Consider the following 16,203-nt stretch of genomic DNA (forward strand, 5'->3'; position numbering starts at 1 on the left):
CGGCATCAGCCTCTTTACCCTTCAGTAGGAATATTCGGCGTAGATACGGCTCAGATCGCCGTTCCATGGGCCGTGGTAATCCGCCAGCAGATCGTCGGCAGGCACCCGGCCCGTCTCGATACTGTCGCGCAGAGCGTTGAGGAAATGCGTCTCATCCGGCACCAGCCCACCGGCGCCGGGACGGGCGCGGGCCTTCAGCCCCGCCTCTGACAGGGCCACGGCCTCGCGCGCCAGATCATGCATCTTGAGCCCGCCCACCTCGGCCTGAAGGCCGTGGGTAGAGGCGGCGATGCGCAATTCTTCCCGTGTCTCGGCATCCCAGCCTTTGACCAAATCCCACGCGCCATCCAGCGCGCTTTGGTCATACATCAGCCCAACCCAGAAGGCCGGCAAGGCGCAGAGCCGCCGCCACGGGCCGCCATCGGCGCCACGCATCTCGATGAACTTCTTGACCCGTGCTTCGGGGAAGAGCGTGGTGAGGTGATCGGCCCAATCGCTCAGCGTCGGCTTCTCGCCGGGCAGCGCGGGCAGCTCGCCCTTCAGGAAGTCGCGGAAGGATTGACCGAGCGCGTCGATATATTTGCCGTCGCGGTAGACGAAATACATCGGCACATCGAGCGCATATTGCACCCAAGCCTCGAACCCGAAGCCTTCGTCAAAAACGAAGGGGATCATGCCCGTGCGCGCGTCATCCAGATTGCGCCAGACCAGCCCGCGCGTGGATTTCACGCCGTTGGGCTTGCCGTCGAGGAAGGGTGAATTGGCAAAAAGCGCATTGGCGATGGGCTGCATGGCCACGGCGACGCGCATCTTCTGCACCATGTCGGCTTCACTCGCGAAATCGAGATTCACTTGCACGGTACAGGTCCGGCGCATCATGGTGGTCCCCATGGTGCCGACCTTTTGCATATAGCCGTCCATCAGCTTGTAACGGCCCTTGGGCATCAGATCCATCTGCTCATGCGACCACTCGGGCGCGGCGCCCAGACCGATGAAGCCCACGCCGATCTCATCGGCCACGTCCTTCACCTCGCGCAGGTGGGTGTTCACCTCGTCGCAGGTCTCGTGAATGGTCTCGACCGGGGCGCCCGAGAGTTCCAACTGGCCGCCCGGTTCAAGACTGATGTTGGCCCCGTCTTTCTCAAGCCCGATCAGCTTGCCACCCTCTTCGACAGGGGACCAATTGTGACGGTCGCGCAGCCCTTCCAGCATCACCCGGATCGAGCGTTCCCCCTCATAGGGGAGCGGTTTGAGTGTGTCCTTGCAATAGCCGAACTTCTCATGCTCGGTGCCGATGCGCCACTGCTCGCGCGGCTTGCAGCCGTCCGCCAGATACTGCGCCATCTGGTCGTGATGTTCGATCGGGCCGCCGCCGGATTGAGGAATGGACATATGCGAGGGCTCCGTTTTGAAGGGTCGTCTTGGGTGTCTTCTAAGATGTCGACATGGCGTCGCGTCTAGCAGGGATGGGCGGAATTGCCGGGGCTGTCAATGCAGCAAGACATGCGCCGGGCGCAGCGGCGCGCGCTCCCAGATCACAACGGCGTCATGGCGGGTCTTGCGCAGCTCAAAGAGCATCCGCTCGGTGCGCAGCCCCGGTAGGGCGGCGAAAGCGTCAAACAGCGCCTCGGATCCTGCGGCGTTCACCGGGATCAGCAAAGGCGTCTCATCGTCGCGCGGCTCAAGCCGCCAATGGGCTGGAAACATCTGCCGGTCGAGGCTCAACCGCTGCAACTCGCGCAGGGCGACCGTGCCGCCGGTCAGCGGGCCAAAGTAGGTGACCTGCCCCTCGACGACCTGCACCGCGCCCGCACCATCGCCCTGCCCGCGAAAACGCGCGCGTTGCACGCCGAGCCAGATCAGCGCGGCACCGCCCGCCAGTGCCGCATAGCCCGGCACCGCCAGCAAGAAACCCGGCCCCGCGACCAACCAGAGACCGAGGGCCATCAGCCCGCCGCCGACAATCGCTTCGCGCCAGCGCCAAAGCTGGTCGCGGGCGCCTTGGCGCAGGAAACTCATCGGGCCACCCTTCGCATCACCAATCTCCCAAGGCCTGCTGCCACATGGTCATCGCCGCCACCGCCGCCGTATCGGCCCGCAGGATGCGCGGGCCGAGCGTGACCGCATGGGCGTGATCGAAACTGTGCAGCCGTTTGCGCTCGCCCTCGGAAAAGCCGCCTTCGGGGCCGATCAGGATGGCCCACGGCCCCTGCGCGCCCGACGGCAGCGCGCCGCTCTCCCCGGCCAAAGCCTCATCGCAGAACATGATCTGACGGCTGCTGTCCCACTGATCCAGCAGCCGGCCCAGCTTCTCGGCCTCGGCCACTTCCGGTACATAGGTGCCGCCGCATTGCTCTGCGGCCTCGACTGCATGGGCCTGAAGGCGCGGCTGCTGCACGCGGCCCGCATTGGTAAATTCGGTCATCACCGGCACGATCCGCGCGGCCCCCATCTCAGCCGCCTTTTCGACGATGAAATCGGTGCGGGTCTTTTTGATCGGAGCGAAGAGCAGCCACAGATCCGGCGGCATTTGCAGAGGCCGGGTCTGCTCGACACAGGTCAGCACCCCGCCGCGTTTGCCCGCCTCGGCCACCTCGGCCAGCCATTCGCCATCGCGCCCGTTGAACAAAAGCACCCCGGCCCCGACCGTGAGCCGCATCACCCCAAAGAGGTAATGCGCCTGCTCGCGCGCCAAAGGAACCGTTTGCCCCTGCCCCAAGGGCTGATCTACATACAATCTGATTTTCGCGTTCATAGGGCCAGATATATGCACAACCAGCCGCCTTCGCCAGATGCTACGCCCGATGCGCCTGTTGCCGATGCGGTGGCCGACAATTGGGTCGACCGTCACGCCCCGGCGGGGCTACGCCCCTACCTGCGGCTGAGCCGCGCGGATCGGCCCATCGGCACATGGCTGTTGCTGCTACCCTGCTGGTGGGGGCTGAGCCTTGCGATCCTCTTCGACCAGTCGCCGCGGTGGGAGGATCTGTGGATCTTCGCGGGCTGCGCCATCGGCGCTTTCCTGATGCGCGGCGCAGGCTGCACATGGAACGACATCACCGACCGGCATATCGACGGCAAGGTCGCCCGCACCCGGCTGCGGCCCATCCCCTCGGGTGCGGTCTCGGTGAAACAGGCGCTGGCGTGGATGGTGGGGCAGATGCTGCTGGCGCTGCTGATCCTGCTGTCCTTCAACCAAGCGGCCATCGCCATGGGCGTGTTGGCGCTGTTGCCGGTGGCTGTCTATCCCTTCGCCAAACGCTTCACCTGGTGGCCGCAGGTCTTTCTTGGCCTCGCCTTCAACTGGGGCGCAATGCTGGCTTGGACAGCCCATGCAGGCACGCTGCATGCGCCCGCCGTGGTGCTCTACCTCGCGGGCATCGCTTGGACGCTGTTTTATGACACGATCTATGCCCATCAAGATGCCGAGGACGACGCGCTGATCGGCGTGAAATCCACCGCGCGGCTCTTTGGTGAGAATTCCGGCAAATGGCTGCGGCGCTTTCTGATGGCCACGGTGGGGCTGATGGGAATTGCCGTGATCTATGCCGGGCTGCCCCAAGCCTCGGTGCTGGCGCTGGCGCTGGCCCTTGGCGGGCCTTGGGCGATGGGATGGCATATGGCATGGCAACTGCGCGGGTTGGATACCAAGGACAACGCCAAGCTATTGCAGCTCTTCCGGGCCAACCGCGATACCGGCGTGATCCCGCTGTTGTTTTTCGCGGCAAGCCTGCTGGCCTGATTGCACCCCCGGCAGGACGCGCGTATCAAGTCTTGAGCTTAACAACCAGAAGACCGCCCATGCGCCTCTCCGCCATTTTCACGATCGCCCTGACCTTTGCAGCCGCAGCGGTGGTCTCTCTGGTGGCGGCGAGCTTTTCGGTGCAGCTGATCGAAGACACCTCGGAAATCGGCGTGCGTGACGCGCTGGACGCGCAGGGCATGACATGGGCCGAAGTGCAGGCCGATGGCTTGCAGGTCACCCTCGCCGGGATTGCGCCGACCGAGGCCGTGCGCTTTCGCGCCCTGTCGACCGCAGGCACCGTGGTCGACGCCGCCCGCGTCATCGACGAGATGGAGGTCGAGGCCCAATCCGGCATCGCCCCGCCGCGTTTCTCTGCCGAGGTGCTGCGCAATGACGCGGGCATCTCGATCATCGGCCTGATCCCCACCAGCACCGACCGCGAGGCGGTGATCGACGCCTTTGGCGCCATGGCAGGCGACGCCTCGGTCACCGACCTTCTGGAATCCGCGGATTATCCCGCGCCCGAAGGCTGGGAAGACGCGCTGAGCTTTGCCGTACAGGCGATGGCCGACCTGCCCCGGGCCAAAGCCTCGGTCGATGCGGGGCGCGTGACCATCACCGCCATCGCCGACAGCGCCGCCGCCAAGGCGCAGATGGAACGTAAACTGCAACGCGCCGCCCCGCCCAGCCTGCGGCTGCGGCTGGACATCGCGGCCCCGCGCCCGGTGATCACCCCCTTTACCCTGCGGTTTGAGATCGACGAAGAAGGCGCGCGTTTCGATGCCTGCTCTGCCGATACCGAAACCGCCGCCGACCGTATCTTGAAAGCGGGGATCACCGCCGGTGCGCCCGAGAGCGCCGACTGCACCATCGGTCTGGGCGTGCCCAGCCCGAACTGGGGCCGCGCCGTGGCGCTGACCATCGACGCGCTGCGCCGCCTGGGCCAAGGCAGCATCTCTTTTGCGGATGCGGACATCACCCTGCTGGCCGCGCCGGGCACCGCGTCCGACACATTCGACCGCGTTGTGGGGGAGTTGGAAAACGCCCTGCCCGATGTCTTTGCCCTCACTGCGAAACTGCCCAAGGTCGAAGACCCCGACGCAGGCCCGCCCGAATTCACCGCGACCCTCTCGCCCGAGGGGCAGGTGCAACTGCGCGGGCGGCTCTCGACCGAGGGGCTGCGCGATCTGGCCGACAGCTACGCGAAATCGCATTTCGGCTCGGCCAATGTCTATACCGCCGCGCGGCTGGACGAGACCCTGCCGGGCGATTGGGCCACCCGCGTCCTGACCGGGCTTGAGGCCATGGCCTCCCTTGCAAACGGCTCTGTCAAAGTCACGCCGGACCGGCTTGAGGTGATGGGCAATACCGGCAAAAAGGACGCCAATACCGCCGTCGCCTCACTTTTGGCCGACAAACTGGGCGAAAGCGCCGATTACAGCATCGACATCACCTATCAAGAAAAGCTCGACCCCATCGCGGGCCTGCCGACACCCGAAGAATGCGAAGCCGAGATCCGGGAGATCCTGAAGATCGGCAAGATCACCTTTGAGCCGGGCAGCGCCACGATCGACGCCTCCGCGCTCGGGACGATGGACGATATCGCCGAAGTGCTGAAAAACTGCGGCGACATCCGGCTGGAGATTCAGGGCTACACCGACAGTCAGGGCCGCGAATCGATGAACCTGTCGCTGTCGCAAAGCCGCGCGGAATCGGTTTTGAACGAATTGCGCGCGCGCCGGGTGTTGACCTCCTCCTTCGTGGCCAAGGGCTATGGCGAGGAAAACCCGATCGCAGACAACAAGACCGAAGAGGGCCGCGAAGCCAACCGCCGCATCGAATTCCGCCTGATCCAGCCCGAGGCCGAGACGCCCGAAGACGAAACAGCGCTGGAATCTGCCGAAGAAACGGGCGATACCACGGCAGAAGAGATCGGGGAATCCGACGAAACCGAAGAAGGCAGCGGTGATGAGCAGAACTGAGTTTGTCCTGGCAACAGCCATCATTCTTTTCGTGGCCTTCTGCATGGGATGGTTCGCCAATTGGCTGCTGAACCGCTTTACCCGCGTGGCCGCCGACGATGTGGCCCAGCTGGACCGGATGAGCCAAGAGCTGCATGAGGCCGAGGAAACCCGCGATCAGGCGATCACTTATTTGCAACAACGCGAGGCCGAGTTGACCAATCAACTGGCCCAGACCGAGGCTGAGTTGCGCGCCGCGATGGACGGGCTGCGCGACGCCCGCCATGAGGCCGAGGAGATGCGCGCCTATATCGAACGTCAGAAAGCTTGACCCCAGACCTTGGGAGCCCTGCCATGGCCAAACTCGCCCACTCCATGATCCGCGTCTTTGATGAGGCGGCATCGGTGAAATTCTACGAAGACGTGTTCGGGCTACAGATTGCGGACCGTCTGGATTTCGACGGCTTCACCCTGATCTACCTGCGCGATGCCACGGGCGCATTCGAGTTGGAATTGACCGTCAACAAGGACCGCGAGACCCCTTACGATCTGGGCGATGGCTATGGTCATCTGGCCTTCGTGGTCGACGACCTCGAAGCCGCGCGCGAGACCGCGATCAAGGCCGGTGCCACCCCGCGCGAGATCGTGGATTTCCGCCCCGCCGGAGAGACTGTGGCGAAGTTCTTTTTCGTGGCAGACCCCGATGGCTACCAGATCGAAGTTATCGAAAAAGGTGGCCGCTTCGCCTGAGCCGAAGGCTCACCAACGCTCCAGCGCCGCCTCGTCTTCGTCCTTTGCGGCGACCCAAGTGTCGCCCTCTGCCGTGATCTCGCGCTTCCAAAAGGGCGCGCGGGACTTGAGGTAATCCATCAAGAACTCTGCCGCCTCAAAGGCATGGCGGCGGTGCCGCGCGGCGGTGGCGACCATCATGATCTGCTCCCCCGGCACCAGACGCCCGTAGCGGTGGATCACCAGCGCATCCTGCAGATCGAACCGCGCCATCGCTCGCTGCGCAATCTCACGCAGCGCCTTTTCGGTCATTCCGGGGTAATGCTCGATTTCCATCGCGCTGAGCGTGCCCGCATCATTGTCGCGCACCACGCCCGTGAAGGTCACAATCGCGCCACTGCTTCCCTCGCCCTTGGCAAAGCGCGCGGCTTCCTCGCCCAGATCAAAGGGCGCCTCCTGCACCGAAACACGCATCGCTCAGCCCCCGGTCATCGGGGGGAAGAACGCCACCTCGCGCGCGCCTTGCAACGGGGCATCGAAATCGGTCAACTCCTGATCCACGGCGACCCGCAGCGCGGAAAGGTCGGAGAAAGCCATTTCGTAGCGCTCCTCTCGGCCCCGTAATTCTTCGACCAATTCGGCCACTGTGGCGGCTTGGCTTTCGACCTGTTCGCGGGGCAGGCCGATGCGTTCGCGGACCCATGCGAAATACAGAACATCCATTAGCGTGGCTCCTTCAGATGCGGCAGCGCCTTGCGCAGATAGTCATAGCCGGTGATGGCGGTCAGCACCGCGGCGACCCAGAGCAGCGCCAGCCCCAGCAGCCCGGCCCATTCCATTCCGGCGAGTTTCCAGCCCAGCCCCAGATGATCCTCGACCTCGCCATCAAGGATCGCTTCGATCATTTGCTGGTCCATCCCGAAAACGCTCATCCCGAGGTAATGTTCGAACACGCCCTGCGAAAACAGCACCGCGATGGCGATCATCTGCAACGTCGTCTTCCATTTGGCCAGTTGCGTCACCTTCAACGTGCCGGCCACATCGCCCAGATACTCACGCAGGCCCGAAACAAAGACCTCGCGAAACAAGATCAGCGTGGCGGGCAAGACCAACCACGGCGACCAGCTTGAGAAGGCGACGATCACCATCAGCGCGATCACCACCATCGCCTTGTCGGCAATCGGGTCGAGCATGGCGCCGAGTTTGGTTTCCTGCGCCCAAGCGCGGGCAAGGTAGCCATCGAACCAATCCGTCACCGCCGCCCCGACAAAAAGCAGCAGGGCGAACCAATCGGCATAGGGGCGCGTAAAATAGAGAAACATGACCGCCACACCGGGGGCCGCGACCAGCCTGAGCAGGGTCAGGATATTGGGCAAATTCCATTTCATGACGTTATCCTATCTTGCGCCGTTCGTGGCTGAAAGGACGAAACCGCCCCGCCTGCAGGCCGTCGCCACCACGGGGCGGCCCGCCCTAGCCTTTTTCATGGAAATAGCCGTAGATGGTTTCTGCCAGCGCATCCGACACGCCCTCGACCGCCTTGAGATCGCTAAGGTTCGCGCGGCTCACTGCCTTGGCCGAACCGAAATGCGCAAGCAGCGCACGCTTGCGCGCAGCGCCAACGCCCGGCACGTCGTCAAGCGGCGTGGCGCTGACCCCCTTGGCCCGTTTGGCACGGTGGGTGCCGATGGCGAAACGGTGCGCCTCATCGCGCAGACGCTGCACGAAATAAAGCACCGGGTCGTTGTGGCGCAGGGCCATGGGGCGCTTGCCGACGCGGTGGAACTCTTCCTTGCCCGCATCGCGGTCGATGCCCTTGGCCACGCCGACCATGGGAATATCCTCGACCCCATGCTGCGCCATGATAGAGGCCACGGCACTTGCCTGCCCCGCGCCGCCGTCGATCAGCAGCAAGTCGGGCCAAAGGCCGCGGCTGCGGTCCGGGTCTTCCTTCAACAGCCGTTTGAAGCGGCGGTGCAGCACCTCTTTCATCATGCCGAAGTCATCGCCCGGGGTCAGATCGTCACCACGGATGTTGAACTTGCGGTACTGGTTTTTCATCATGCCTTCGGGCCCCGCCACGATCATCGCGCCGACCGCATTGGTGCCTTGGATATGCGAGTTATCGTAGACCTCGATCCGCTCGGGCGGCTTGGGCAGGTCAAAAGCATCGGCCAGCCCTTGCAAGAGTTTGGTCTGGGTCGCCGTCTCGGCCATCTTGCGGGCAAGGCTTTCGCGCGCATTGCGTAGCGCCCCATCGACCAGTTCGGCCTTCTCACCCCGTTTCGGCACCAGCAGTTCGACCTTACGGCCCAACTTGCCGCTCAGCGCCTCGGCCATCAGATCGGGGTTCTCGATCTCGTTGCTGAGGATCAACTGCCGGGGCGGTTCGCGGGTGTCGTAGAATTGGCCGATGAAAGCCTCCAGCACCTCGGCGGCGTCGATCTCGCTCCCGATCCGAGGATAGTAGTCATGGTTGCCCCAGTTCTGGTTGGCGCGGATGAAAAAGACCTGAACGCAGGCCTGCCCGCTTTCCATATGCAGTGCGATGATATCGGCCTCATTCACCCCCTGCGGGTTGATGCCTTGGGCGGTCTGAACCTGCGTCAGCGCCTTGATCCGGTCGCGCAGGGCGGCGGCGCGTTCGAACTCCATCGCCTCTGACGCCTCTTCCATGTCCCGCGCCAATCGGCCTTGAATATCCGTCGACTTGCCACTGAGGAACCGTTCGGCATCGCGCACGGTCTCGCGGTAATCCTCTGCCGAGATCTTGCCGACGCAGGGGGCAGAGCAGCGTTTGATCTGATGCTGCAAACAGGGCCGCGTGCGGCTGTCGAACATCGCGTTGGAACAGTCCCGCAGCAAAAAGACCCGTTGCAATTGGTTTAGCGTCCGGTTCACCGCGCCCGCGCTGGCGAAGGGGCCGTAGTAGCTGCCCTTCTCCTTTTTCGCGCCGCGGTGTTTCTTGATCTGCGGGTAATCGTGATCGGCGGTGACAAGGATATTGGGAAAGCTCTTGTCGTCGCGCAGCAACACGTTGAACTTGGGCTTGAGCTGCTTGATCAGGTTCTGTTCGAGCAGCAGCGCCTCGGTCTCTGTTTTGGTGGTCAGAAACATCATCGAGGCGGTATTGGCGATCATCCGCGAGATCCGCGCCGAATGGCCCGTGGGCCGCGCGTAGGACGACACCCGCGCCCGCAGGTTCCGCGCCTTACCGACATAAAGCACGCGGCTTTCCGAATCGAGCATCCGGTAGACGCCCGGCGAGGAATCGAGCGACTTCAGATAGGCTTGAATCACCTCTCGGCCTTGCGGCGGAGGGCTGTCGTTGGGCGTGGTCATCTCAGGCGCTGATTCTCGTGCTTCGCTGCAATAGGACGGCAATAGGGGCAAGCTTTAACATGTCCACCAAACATGTGGATAACTCTGACGATAACTTCTGGGCATCTTGGATTTCTCTTTGTTTTTAACATGGTTCGCTGATTTGCCTAATTTTTAGGCGCAGCCATAATATCCTGATTTTGCTCATTCTTTTGTTTACCATGAAACAAGCCCCTGAAAACAAAAGGGTTTCGGTAACACTTTGGTTACATAGGTTAAGGACGTGCAAAACTTCCCGCATGTGCGTCAGTTTCGGGGGCTTTTAAGGCTTGTTTCCCATTGCAAATGCTCTCCCCCATCCGTGCAGATAAGCTGCCCGGTGACCCCCGGCGAATCGATAAAATACCCCAGTGCCGCAGTGATATCCTCGGGATTCGCGCCGCGGCCCAGAACCGTGCCGCGGCGCTGCGCGGCAAAGTCTTCGGGGTCTTGATGCGGGCCTTGCAGGGTCGGGCCGGGCCCGATGCCATTCACGCGGATCGCGGGGGCCAGCGCCTGCGCGCTGGTGCGCGTCATCGCCCATAGGCCCATCTTGGCGATCGTATAGGTGGTGAATTCCGGCGTCAGGTTGCGCACCCGCTGGTCGAGCATATTGACGATCAAACCACTGGCACGCGGCTCGCCCCCGGCGTCGGTTTCAGGCAACAGCCCCTGCCCCGCCATCGCCTGTGTCAAGACGAAGGGCGCGCGCAGGTTGCTGCCCATATGGCGGTCCCAGCTTTCGCGCGTGGCGCTGGCGATATCGTCCTGCTCGAAAATAGAGGCGTTGTTCACAAGGCAGGTGATCGGCCCGCCGAGCGCTTCGGCCGCGCGGGGCAAAAGCGCCGCGGCTGCGGCATCGTCCAGAAGGTCGGCTTGCAGGGCCACGGCGTGGCGACCCATGGCCGCAATCTCGTCGGCGGTCGCCTCGGCCCCGTCAAGCGAGGTGGCATAATGCACCGCCACGTCAAAGCCGCGCTGCCCGAGGTAGAGCGCCATGGCGCGGCCCAGACGTTGCCCGGCTCCGGTCACCAATGCCCGCCGCATCTGCCGCCCTCCTCAGATCAGGATGATAAACAAATATAGCCCGTAAAGCGCGCTCAGCACCACGCCCCAAAGCCGCGTGATATCGCGCCCCAGATAGACGAAGGGGATCAGCAAAAGCGACGCGCCCAGCATCACCCACAGGTCGATCCGCAGGAAGGCTTCGTCGACCGAGATCGGACCGACAAGACTCGCAATGCCGATGATCGCCAGCAGGTTGAACATGTTGGAGCCGATCACATTGCCAAGCGCCACATCCGCCTGACGCCGCAGCGCCGCCATCACCGTGGTCGCAAGCTCTGGCAGCGACGTGCCCACGGCCACCAACGTCAGGCCGATCACCGTGTCGCTGACGCCGTAGGTCTGGGCGATGATCGTGGCGTTATCCACCAACAGGCTCGCCCCCAAGGGCAGGCCGATCAGCCCGAGGATCAGGAACATCGCGATCTGCCAGCCCGCCATATCGGGGTCCGCGCCTTCGGGCTCCTCCTCTTCCTCTGCCACACCGCTGCGGCAGGCGTGGCGGTGATCCTTGGCATCGCCGAACGCATCGTAAAGCATATAGGCCAGACCGGCGAGCAGGATCAGCCCCGCGATCCAGTCAAAGACGCCGCGGAAGGCCAGCACGATGAACAACAGCGAGGCCGCGATCATCTGGTTATAGGTCTTGCGGGTGCTGCATTCCGATGTGTGCATCGTCGCCAACAACGCCGGAATGCCCAGCACCATCAGGATATTGGCCGTATTCGACCCCACCACATTGCCAAGCGCCAGCCCCGGCACCCCATCCACGACTGCCTTGACCGAGATCAGCAACTCCGGCGCCGAGGTGCCAAAGGCCACGATGGTCAGGCTGACGATCAACGCGGGCACGCCAAGGCGCAGTGACAGGTTCACCGCCCCTTTCACCAGTGCATCCCCCGCAAACAGCAGGATCACGAGGCCAAGCCCCGAAAGTAGCCATGGCATCAGCATCAACGCCCTCCCTTACAGGCACAATCGCCTTTGCCAATACGGTAACGTCCGCAGTCACGGCATTTGGACCGGGTCAGGCGCTTGCCCCCCAGCCAATGCATCTTTCCGAACCAAGCGAGCAGGCCCATGGCCACCAGAAACAGCAGGACGATCTTGAAAACCATGGGCTAGAGTCCAAACCGCGCGAAAGCCGCGCGTTCCTCTATGCCCTGCACCGCGTCCTGCATCATCTGCACGCCAAAACGCGACAACAGCCCGCGCTTCACACCATAGCGGCGCAGCCTGACCTTGTCGCCAAAGCGCTCTTTCAGCAGTGGTTTCAAATGGCCGATCCCGTCGATCAGCCCCAGTTCGGCGGCGCGTTTCGCCAGCCAGATTTCCCCGGTAAACAGGTCTTGCCCCTCGGGCAGCTTGCCTGCGCGGCGGGTCTTCACATGGTCGATGAAATTCTCATGGATGTCTTCGAGCAGCAGTTTCAGCCGGGCGACATCTTCGGGGTTTTCCGGGCGGAACGGGTCGAGCATGGATTTGCTCTGCCCTGCCGTATAGACGCGCCGTTCGACCCCGTGTTCGCGGATGAACTCATGCACCCCGAAGGAGGCCGAAATCACCCCGATGGAGCCCACAACCGAGCTTGGGTCCGCGTAAATCTCATCCGCCGCCGCCGCCAGCCAATAGCCGCCCGAGGCGGCTACATCCTCGACAAAGGCGATGACGGGAACGTTCTTTTCCTCGGACAGCCGCCGGATGCGCGCGCCGATCAACGACGATTGCACCGGGCTGCCACCGGGAGAGTTGATCTCTAAGGCGACAGCGGCAGGCTTACCCTTGGCAAAAGCCTTTTCGATGACCGGACCCATGGTGGCATCGTTCAACACCGCGCGGCCCTGCGCGCCGATCATGCCGGAAAGCCGGATTACGGAAACGCTGGGCGGGGATTTAAGGAAGGGCAGCCGAATTCTCATGCCCTTCATGTAGAACGCCCACCCCGCGCAAACAAGGCGGAGGCCCAAGTTTCCTAGGCTCAGGCCCGCAGACGCCAGCCGGTGCGGAAAATCCACCAGATCACGCCGAGGCAAAGCGCCGTAAACAGCGCGATGGCGGCAAGGCTGGTGATGATCGGCACATCCGCCGCGCCGAAAAACGCCCAGCGAAAGCCCGAGATCAGATAGACCACCGGGTTGAAATGCGAGATCACCTGCCAGACCGGCGGCAGCATCGAGATCGAGTAGAAAGACCCGCCAAGGAAGACCAGCGGCGTGACGATCAACAGCGGCACCAGTTGCAACTGCTCGAAATTGCCCGCCCAGATGCCGATGATAAAGCCCATCAGCGCGAAGCTGATGCAGGTCAGGATCAGAAAGGCCACCATGGCGATGGGATGCTGGATCGTGATGTCGACAAAGAAGAAGGCCGTGATCAGGATGATCGTGCCGATAAAGAGCGCCTTGGTCGCCGCCGCACCGACATAGCCGATGACGATCTCGAAGAAATTGATCGGGGCCGAGAGCAATTCGTAAACCGTGCCGATGAACTTTGGGAAATAGATCCCGAAAGAGGCGTTGGAGATCGACTGCGTGATGACGCTGAGCATGATCAGCCCCGGGACGATGAAGGCGCCGTAGCTGACGCCCTCGACCTCATCAATGCGGCTGCCAATAGCGGCGCCGAAGACCACGAAATAAAGGGAGGTCGACAGCACTGGTGAGATGATGCTCTGCGTGATGGTGCGAAAGAAACGCGCCATTTCAAAAGCGTAGATGGCTTTGATCGCGGTCCAGTTCATGCCGCATCCTCCTTGAGCAGGTCGACAAAGATATCTTCCAAGCTGCTTTGCCGTGTCGCCACGTCTTGCAGCACCAGACCGCTTTCCGCGACCTTGGAGAGCAGCTTGGTGATGCCGGTCCGCTCGGCATTGGTGTCATAGGTGTAGATCAGCGATTGCCCGTCGGCGGACAATTCCACGTCCGGCGATTGCAGCGCCAGCGGCACTTCGGTGATCGGCTCGGTCAGCTGGACTTCGAGTTGCTTCTTGCCCATCCGCGCCATCAGCGCGTGCTTCTCTTCGACCAGCAGCAATTCGCCCTTGGCGATGACGCCGATCCGGTCGGCGATGGCCTCGGCCTCTTCGATATAATGGGTGGTTAGGATGATCGTCACGCCCGAGGCTTTCAGCCCCGCCACGATCTCCCACATGTCTTTGCGCAGTTCCACATCGACGCCCGCCGTCGGCTCGTCGAGGAACAGCACCTTGGGGTCATGCGCCAGCGCCTTGGCGATCAGCACGCGGCGTTTCATCCCGCCCGAAAGCTCGCGGATCTGGCTGTTTTTCTTGTCCCAGAGCGAAAGTTGCCGCAGGATTTTCTCCAACACCGCCTCATCCGCCGGACGGCCAAACAGCCCGCGCGAGAAGCGCACCGTGTTGATGACTTTCTCAAAGGGTTCGAGATTGATCTCCTGCGGGACCAGCCCGATCATCGAACGGGCCGCGCGGAAATCATCCCGAATGTCATGGCCGCCCACGGTTACCTTGCCGCTGGTCGCGGTGGTGATGCCGCAGATGGTCGAAATGAGCGTCGTCTTCCCCGCCCCGTTCGAGCCCAGAAGCGCGAGAATCTCGCCCTTTTCGATCTGTAGATTGACCCCTTTTAGCGCCTCGAAACCGCCCGCGTAGGATTTACGCAGGTTCTGAATATCCACGATTGTCGGCATGGTCGTCTCCGCTTTGGTAAGGCGCGCAACCTAACCGGCTTTGCACCGGCTGAACAGATGCCTTCAGGTCTTGGCGCGACCGAACCAGCCCTTTTTAGCGGGCGCGTCTTCATCGGCGGCTTGCGCCTCCGCCTCCTGTTCCACAGCCGGGCCTTCGAGAGAGGATTGCAGGTTGTCGAAAAACTGATCCGCCATTTTCTTGGCGAAACCGTCGATGATCCGGCTGCCAAGCTGCGCCAGCTTGCCGCCGACCTTGGCCTCGACATCGTAACTCAGCTCGGTCCCGCCGTCCTTTTCGGCCAGCCGCACCTCCGCCCCGCCCTTGGCGAAACCAGCAGCACCGCCCTTGCCCTCGCCGGTGATGGTCAGCGCTTCGTTCGGCACCAGATCGGAGAGCGTGACATGGCCCTTGAACGTCGCTTTCACCGGGCCGACCTTTTGCACCACCGTCGCGTCATACCCCTCTTCGGCCGAGCCTGAGACATCCTGCGCCCCGGGTACGCAGGTTTGCAGCATCTCCGGGTCCAGCAATGCCGCGTAAACCTCGGCGGGGGTGGCGGCGATCTGGCGGGTGTCGGACATCTGCATGGCTGGCTCTCCCTTTGGCGTATCGCAGCAGTCTAGCGAGTAATTCTGTGCAAACCAATGTCAAAGCGCTGGACCTTACGCGCCGGGCTGATAGGTCTTTGCCATGACAAGTAACCTCCAAAACCGCGCCGGACTGGCGATCGGGCTGATCCTTCTCGGCGTCGCCGCGATTTCGGTCAATGACATGCTGATCAAACGTCTGTCGGGCGGCTATCCGCTGCATCAGATCGTCTTTACCCGCTCGGCCATCGGGATTCTGCTGGGGCTGGTTCTGGTCAAACTCGAAGGCGGGCTTCATCTGCTCAAGACGCGGCAGCCAGGGCTGCATCTGCTGCGTGGGCTGCTCATCGTGATTTCAAATATGTCTTTCTTTTTGGCCATCGCCGCCCTGCCCTTGGCCGAAGCGACGGCGCTCTTTTTTGCCGCACCCCTGTTTATCACCCTCTTGTCGATCCCTATTCTGGGCGAAAAGGTCGGCCCTTTGCGAATGAGTGCGGTGGTTGTCGGCTTTGTCGGCGTGGTCATTATGCAGCGGCCTTGGGCCGGCGGGGACGCCTTGCAGGCGTCACGACTGGTGCTGTTTCTACCGGTTTTGGCAGCGCTGACCTATGCGTTGAACCAGTTGATGACGCGCAAATTGGGGGTAAGCACCAAGGCTTCGGTTCTGTCGGTCTATATTCAGGCAGTGTTTATCGTGGTTTCGCTTGGCTTTTTCGTGGTTGCTGGCGATGGCCGTTTTGTGGCGGGCGACAGCAGTGCATCGCTGGCGTTTTTGCTGAGGGCATGGGTTTGGCCTGCACAGGATGATTACCTGACTTTCCTCGGCATCGGCTTAAATGTGGCGCTGATCGGCTATTGCCTGAGCCAAGCCTACCGGCTGGGGGATGCCGCGACCGTGGCCCCGTTCGAATATATCGGCCTGCCGCTGGCCGTGTTCTGGGGTTTCGTGATCTTCGGCGACCTCCCGGTCTGGGAGGTCTGGGTCGGGATCGCGCTGATCCTCGCCTCTGGCCTGTTCGTCTACCTGCGCGAGCGCCAGAAGGCGCTGCGCGTGACCCGTTTGCAGGGCGGGCGGCGGGCTTAAGCCGC

18 protein-coding genes are annotated in these 16,203 nt (G+C 62.6%); 5 read left to right on the plus strand and 13 right to left on the minus strand.

Annotated elements, in window-relative coordinates; all coding sequences use genetic code 11:
• Positions 1-21: 21 nt before the first annotated feature.
• From ACGYK7_RS10455 to ACGYK7_RS10465, 3 genes are all read right to left on the minus strand, one after another.
• Positions 22-1,392 (minus strand): glutamate--cysteine ligase, encoded by a 1,371-nt coding sequence (locus tag ACGYK7_RS10455; RefSeq protein ID WP_394401903.1) that lies wholly within the window; start codon positions 1,390-1,392, stop codon positions 22-24.
• A gap of 96 nt (positions 1,393-1,488) precedes the next feature.
• Complete coding sequence (locus tag ACGYK7_RS10460) at positions 1,489-2,019, minus strand: hypothetical protein (protein ID WP_394401906.1); 531 nt, start codon at positions 2,017-2,019, stop codon at positions 1,489-1,491.
• Between the two features lie 16 nt (positions 2,020-2,035).
• Positions 2,036-2,755, minus strand: coding sequence for a 16S rRNA (uracil(1498)-N(3))-methyltransferase (locus tag ACGYK7_RS10465; protein WP_394401909.1), 720 nt, complete (start codon positions 2,753-2,755; stop codon positions 2,036-2,038).
• 12 nt (positions 2,756-2,767) lie between these two features.
• Here ACGYK7_RS10465 and ubiA point away from each other — a divergent pair, with 12 nt between their 5' ends.
• From ubiA to ACGYK7_RS10485, 4 genes are read left to right on the plus strand one after another with little or no spacing between them, the layout of a single operon-like run.
• Positions 2,768-3,742 (plus strand): 4-hydroxybenzoate octaprenyltransferase, encoded by a 975-nt coding sequence (ubiA, locus tag ACGYK7_RS10470; RefSeq protein ID WP_394401911.1) that lies wholly within the window; start codon positions 2,768-2,770, stop codon positions 3,740-3,742.
• A gap of 59 nt (positions 3,743-3,801) precedes the next feature.
• Positions 3,802-5,727: an OmpA family protein gene (locus ACGYK7_RS10475; RefSeq protein ID WP_394401914.1), complete on the plus strand. Its 1,926-nt coding sequence runs from the start codon at positions 3,802-3,804 to the stop codon at positions 5,725-5,727.
• Complete coding sequence (locus ACGYK7_RS10480) at positions 5,714-6,037, plus strand: hypothetical protein (RefSeq protein ID WP_007118939.1); 324 nt, start codon at positions 5,714-5,716, stop codon at positions 6,035-6,037. Before ACGYK7_RS10475 ends, ACGYK7_RS10480 begins: the two co-directional genes overlap by 14 nt.
• Positions 6,038-6,060: 23 nt before the next feature.
• Positions 6,061-6,456 carry a VOC family protein gene (locus ACGYK7_RS10485; protein WP_394401916.1) on the plus strand — a complete coding sequence of 132 codons (396 nt, stop codon included), beginning with the start codon at positions 6,061-6,063 and terminating at the stop codon, positions 6,454-6,456.
• 9 nt (positions 6,457-6,465) lie between these two features.
• Here the strand turns inward: ACGYK7_RS10485 and ACGYK7_RS10490 are convergent, their stop codons facing one another.
• The 10 genes from ACGYK7_RS10490 to ACGYK7_RS10535 all read right to left on the minus strand — a co-directional run bounded on the left by ACGYK7_RS10490 (position 6,466) and on the right by ACGYK7_RS10535 (position 15,114).
• Positions 6,466-6,909 (minus strand): molybdenum cofactor biosynthesis protein MoaE, encoded by a 444-nt coding sequence (locus ACGYK7_RS10490; RefSeq protein ID WP_394401918.1) that lies wholly within the window; start codon positions 6,907-6,909, stop codon positions 6,466-6,468.
• Between the two features lie 3 nt (positions 6,910-6,912).
• On the minus strand, positions 6,913-7,158 hold the full coding sequence (gene moaD / locus ACGYK7_RS10495; RefSeq protein ID WP_394401920.1) for a molybdopterin converting factor subunit 1: 246 nt from the start codon (positions 7,156-7,158) through the stop codon (positions 6,913-6,915).
• Positions 7,158-7,823 carry a CDP-diacylglycerol--glycerol-3-phosphate 3-phosphatidyltransferase gene (gene pgsA, locus ACGYK7_RS10500; RefSeq protein ID WP_394401923.1) on the minus strand — a complete coding sequence of 222 codons (666 nt, stop codon included), beginning with the start codon at positions 7,821-7,823 and terminating at the stop codon, positions 7,158-7,160. The genes moaD and pgsA overlap by 1 nt, the downstream gene beginning before the upstream one ends.
• A gap of 85 nt (positions 7,824-7,908) precedes the next feature.
• Positions 7,909-9,777, minus strand: coding sequence for an excinuclease ABC subunit UvrC (uvrC, locus tag ACGYK7_RS10505; RefSeq protein ID WP_394401926.1), 1,869 nt, complete (start codon positions 9,775-9,777; stop codon positions 7,909-7,911).
• Positions 9,778-10,062: 285 nt separating this feature from the next.
• Positions 10,063-10,842: an SDR family oxidoreductase gene (locus ACGYK7_RS10510; RefSeq protein WP_394401928.1), complete on the minus strand. Its 780-nt coding sequence runs from the start codon at positions 10,840-10,842 to the stop codon at positions 10,063-10,065.
• 12 nt (positions 10,843-10,854) lie between these two features.
• Positions 10,855-11,814 carry a calcium/sodium antiporter gene (locus tag ACGYK7_RS10515; RefSeq protein WP_394401931.1) on the minus strand — a complete coding sequence of 320 codons (960 nt, stop codon included), beginning with the start codon at positions 11,812-11,814 and terminating at the stop codon, positions 10,855-10,857.
• Positions 11,815-11,981: 167 nt separating this feature from the next.
• Positions 11,982-12,779 (minus strand): S49 family peptidase, encoded by a 798-nt coding sequence (locus ACGYK7_RS10520; RefSeq protein WP_394401948.1) that lies wholly within the window; start codon positions 12,777-12,779, stop codon positions 11,982-11,984.
• A 59-nt stretch (positions 12,780-12,838) separates the two neighbouring features.
• Complete coding sequence (locus tag ACGYK7_RS10525) at positions 12,839-13,600, minus strand: ABC transporter permease (RefSeq protein ID WP_067265544.1); 762 nt, start codon at positions 13,598-13,600, stop codon at positions 12,839-12,841.
• Positions 13,597-14,526 (minus strand): ABC transporter ATP-binding protein, encoded by a 930-nt coding sequence (locus ACGYK7_RS10530; RefSeq protein ID WP_394401934.1) that lies wholly within the window; start codon positions 14,524-14,526, stop codon positions 13,597-13,599. The genes ACGYK7_RS10525 and ACGYK7_RS10530 overlap by 4 nt, the downstream gene beginning before the upstream one ends.
• Before the next feature lie 63 nt (positions 14,527-14,589).
• A complete protein-coding gene (locus tag ACGYK7_RS10535) occupies positions 14,590-15,114 on the minus strand; it encodes a CoxG family protein (protein WP_394401937.1) in 525 nt (174 codons plus the stop codon).
• Positions 15,115-15,217: 103 nt separating this feature from the next.
• Between ACGYK7_RS10535 and ACGYK7_RS10540 the strand changes: the two genes are divergently transcribed.
• Positions 15,218-16,198, plus strand: coding sequence for a DMT family transporter (locus ACGYK7_RS10540; protein ID WP_394401940.1), 981 nt, complete (start codon positions 15,218-15,220; stop codon positions 16,196-16,198).
• Positions 16,199-16,203 lie beyond the last annotated feature (5 nt).

The sequence above is a fragment of the Sulfitobacter sp. 1A15299 genome (assembly GCF_043556915.1).
Lineage (GTDB): Bacteria > Pseudomonadota > Alphaproteobacteria > Rhodobacterales > Rhodobacteraceae > Sulfitobacter.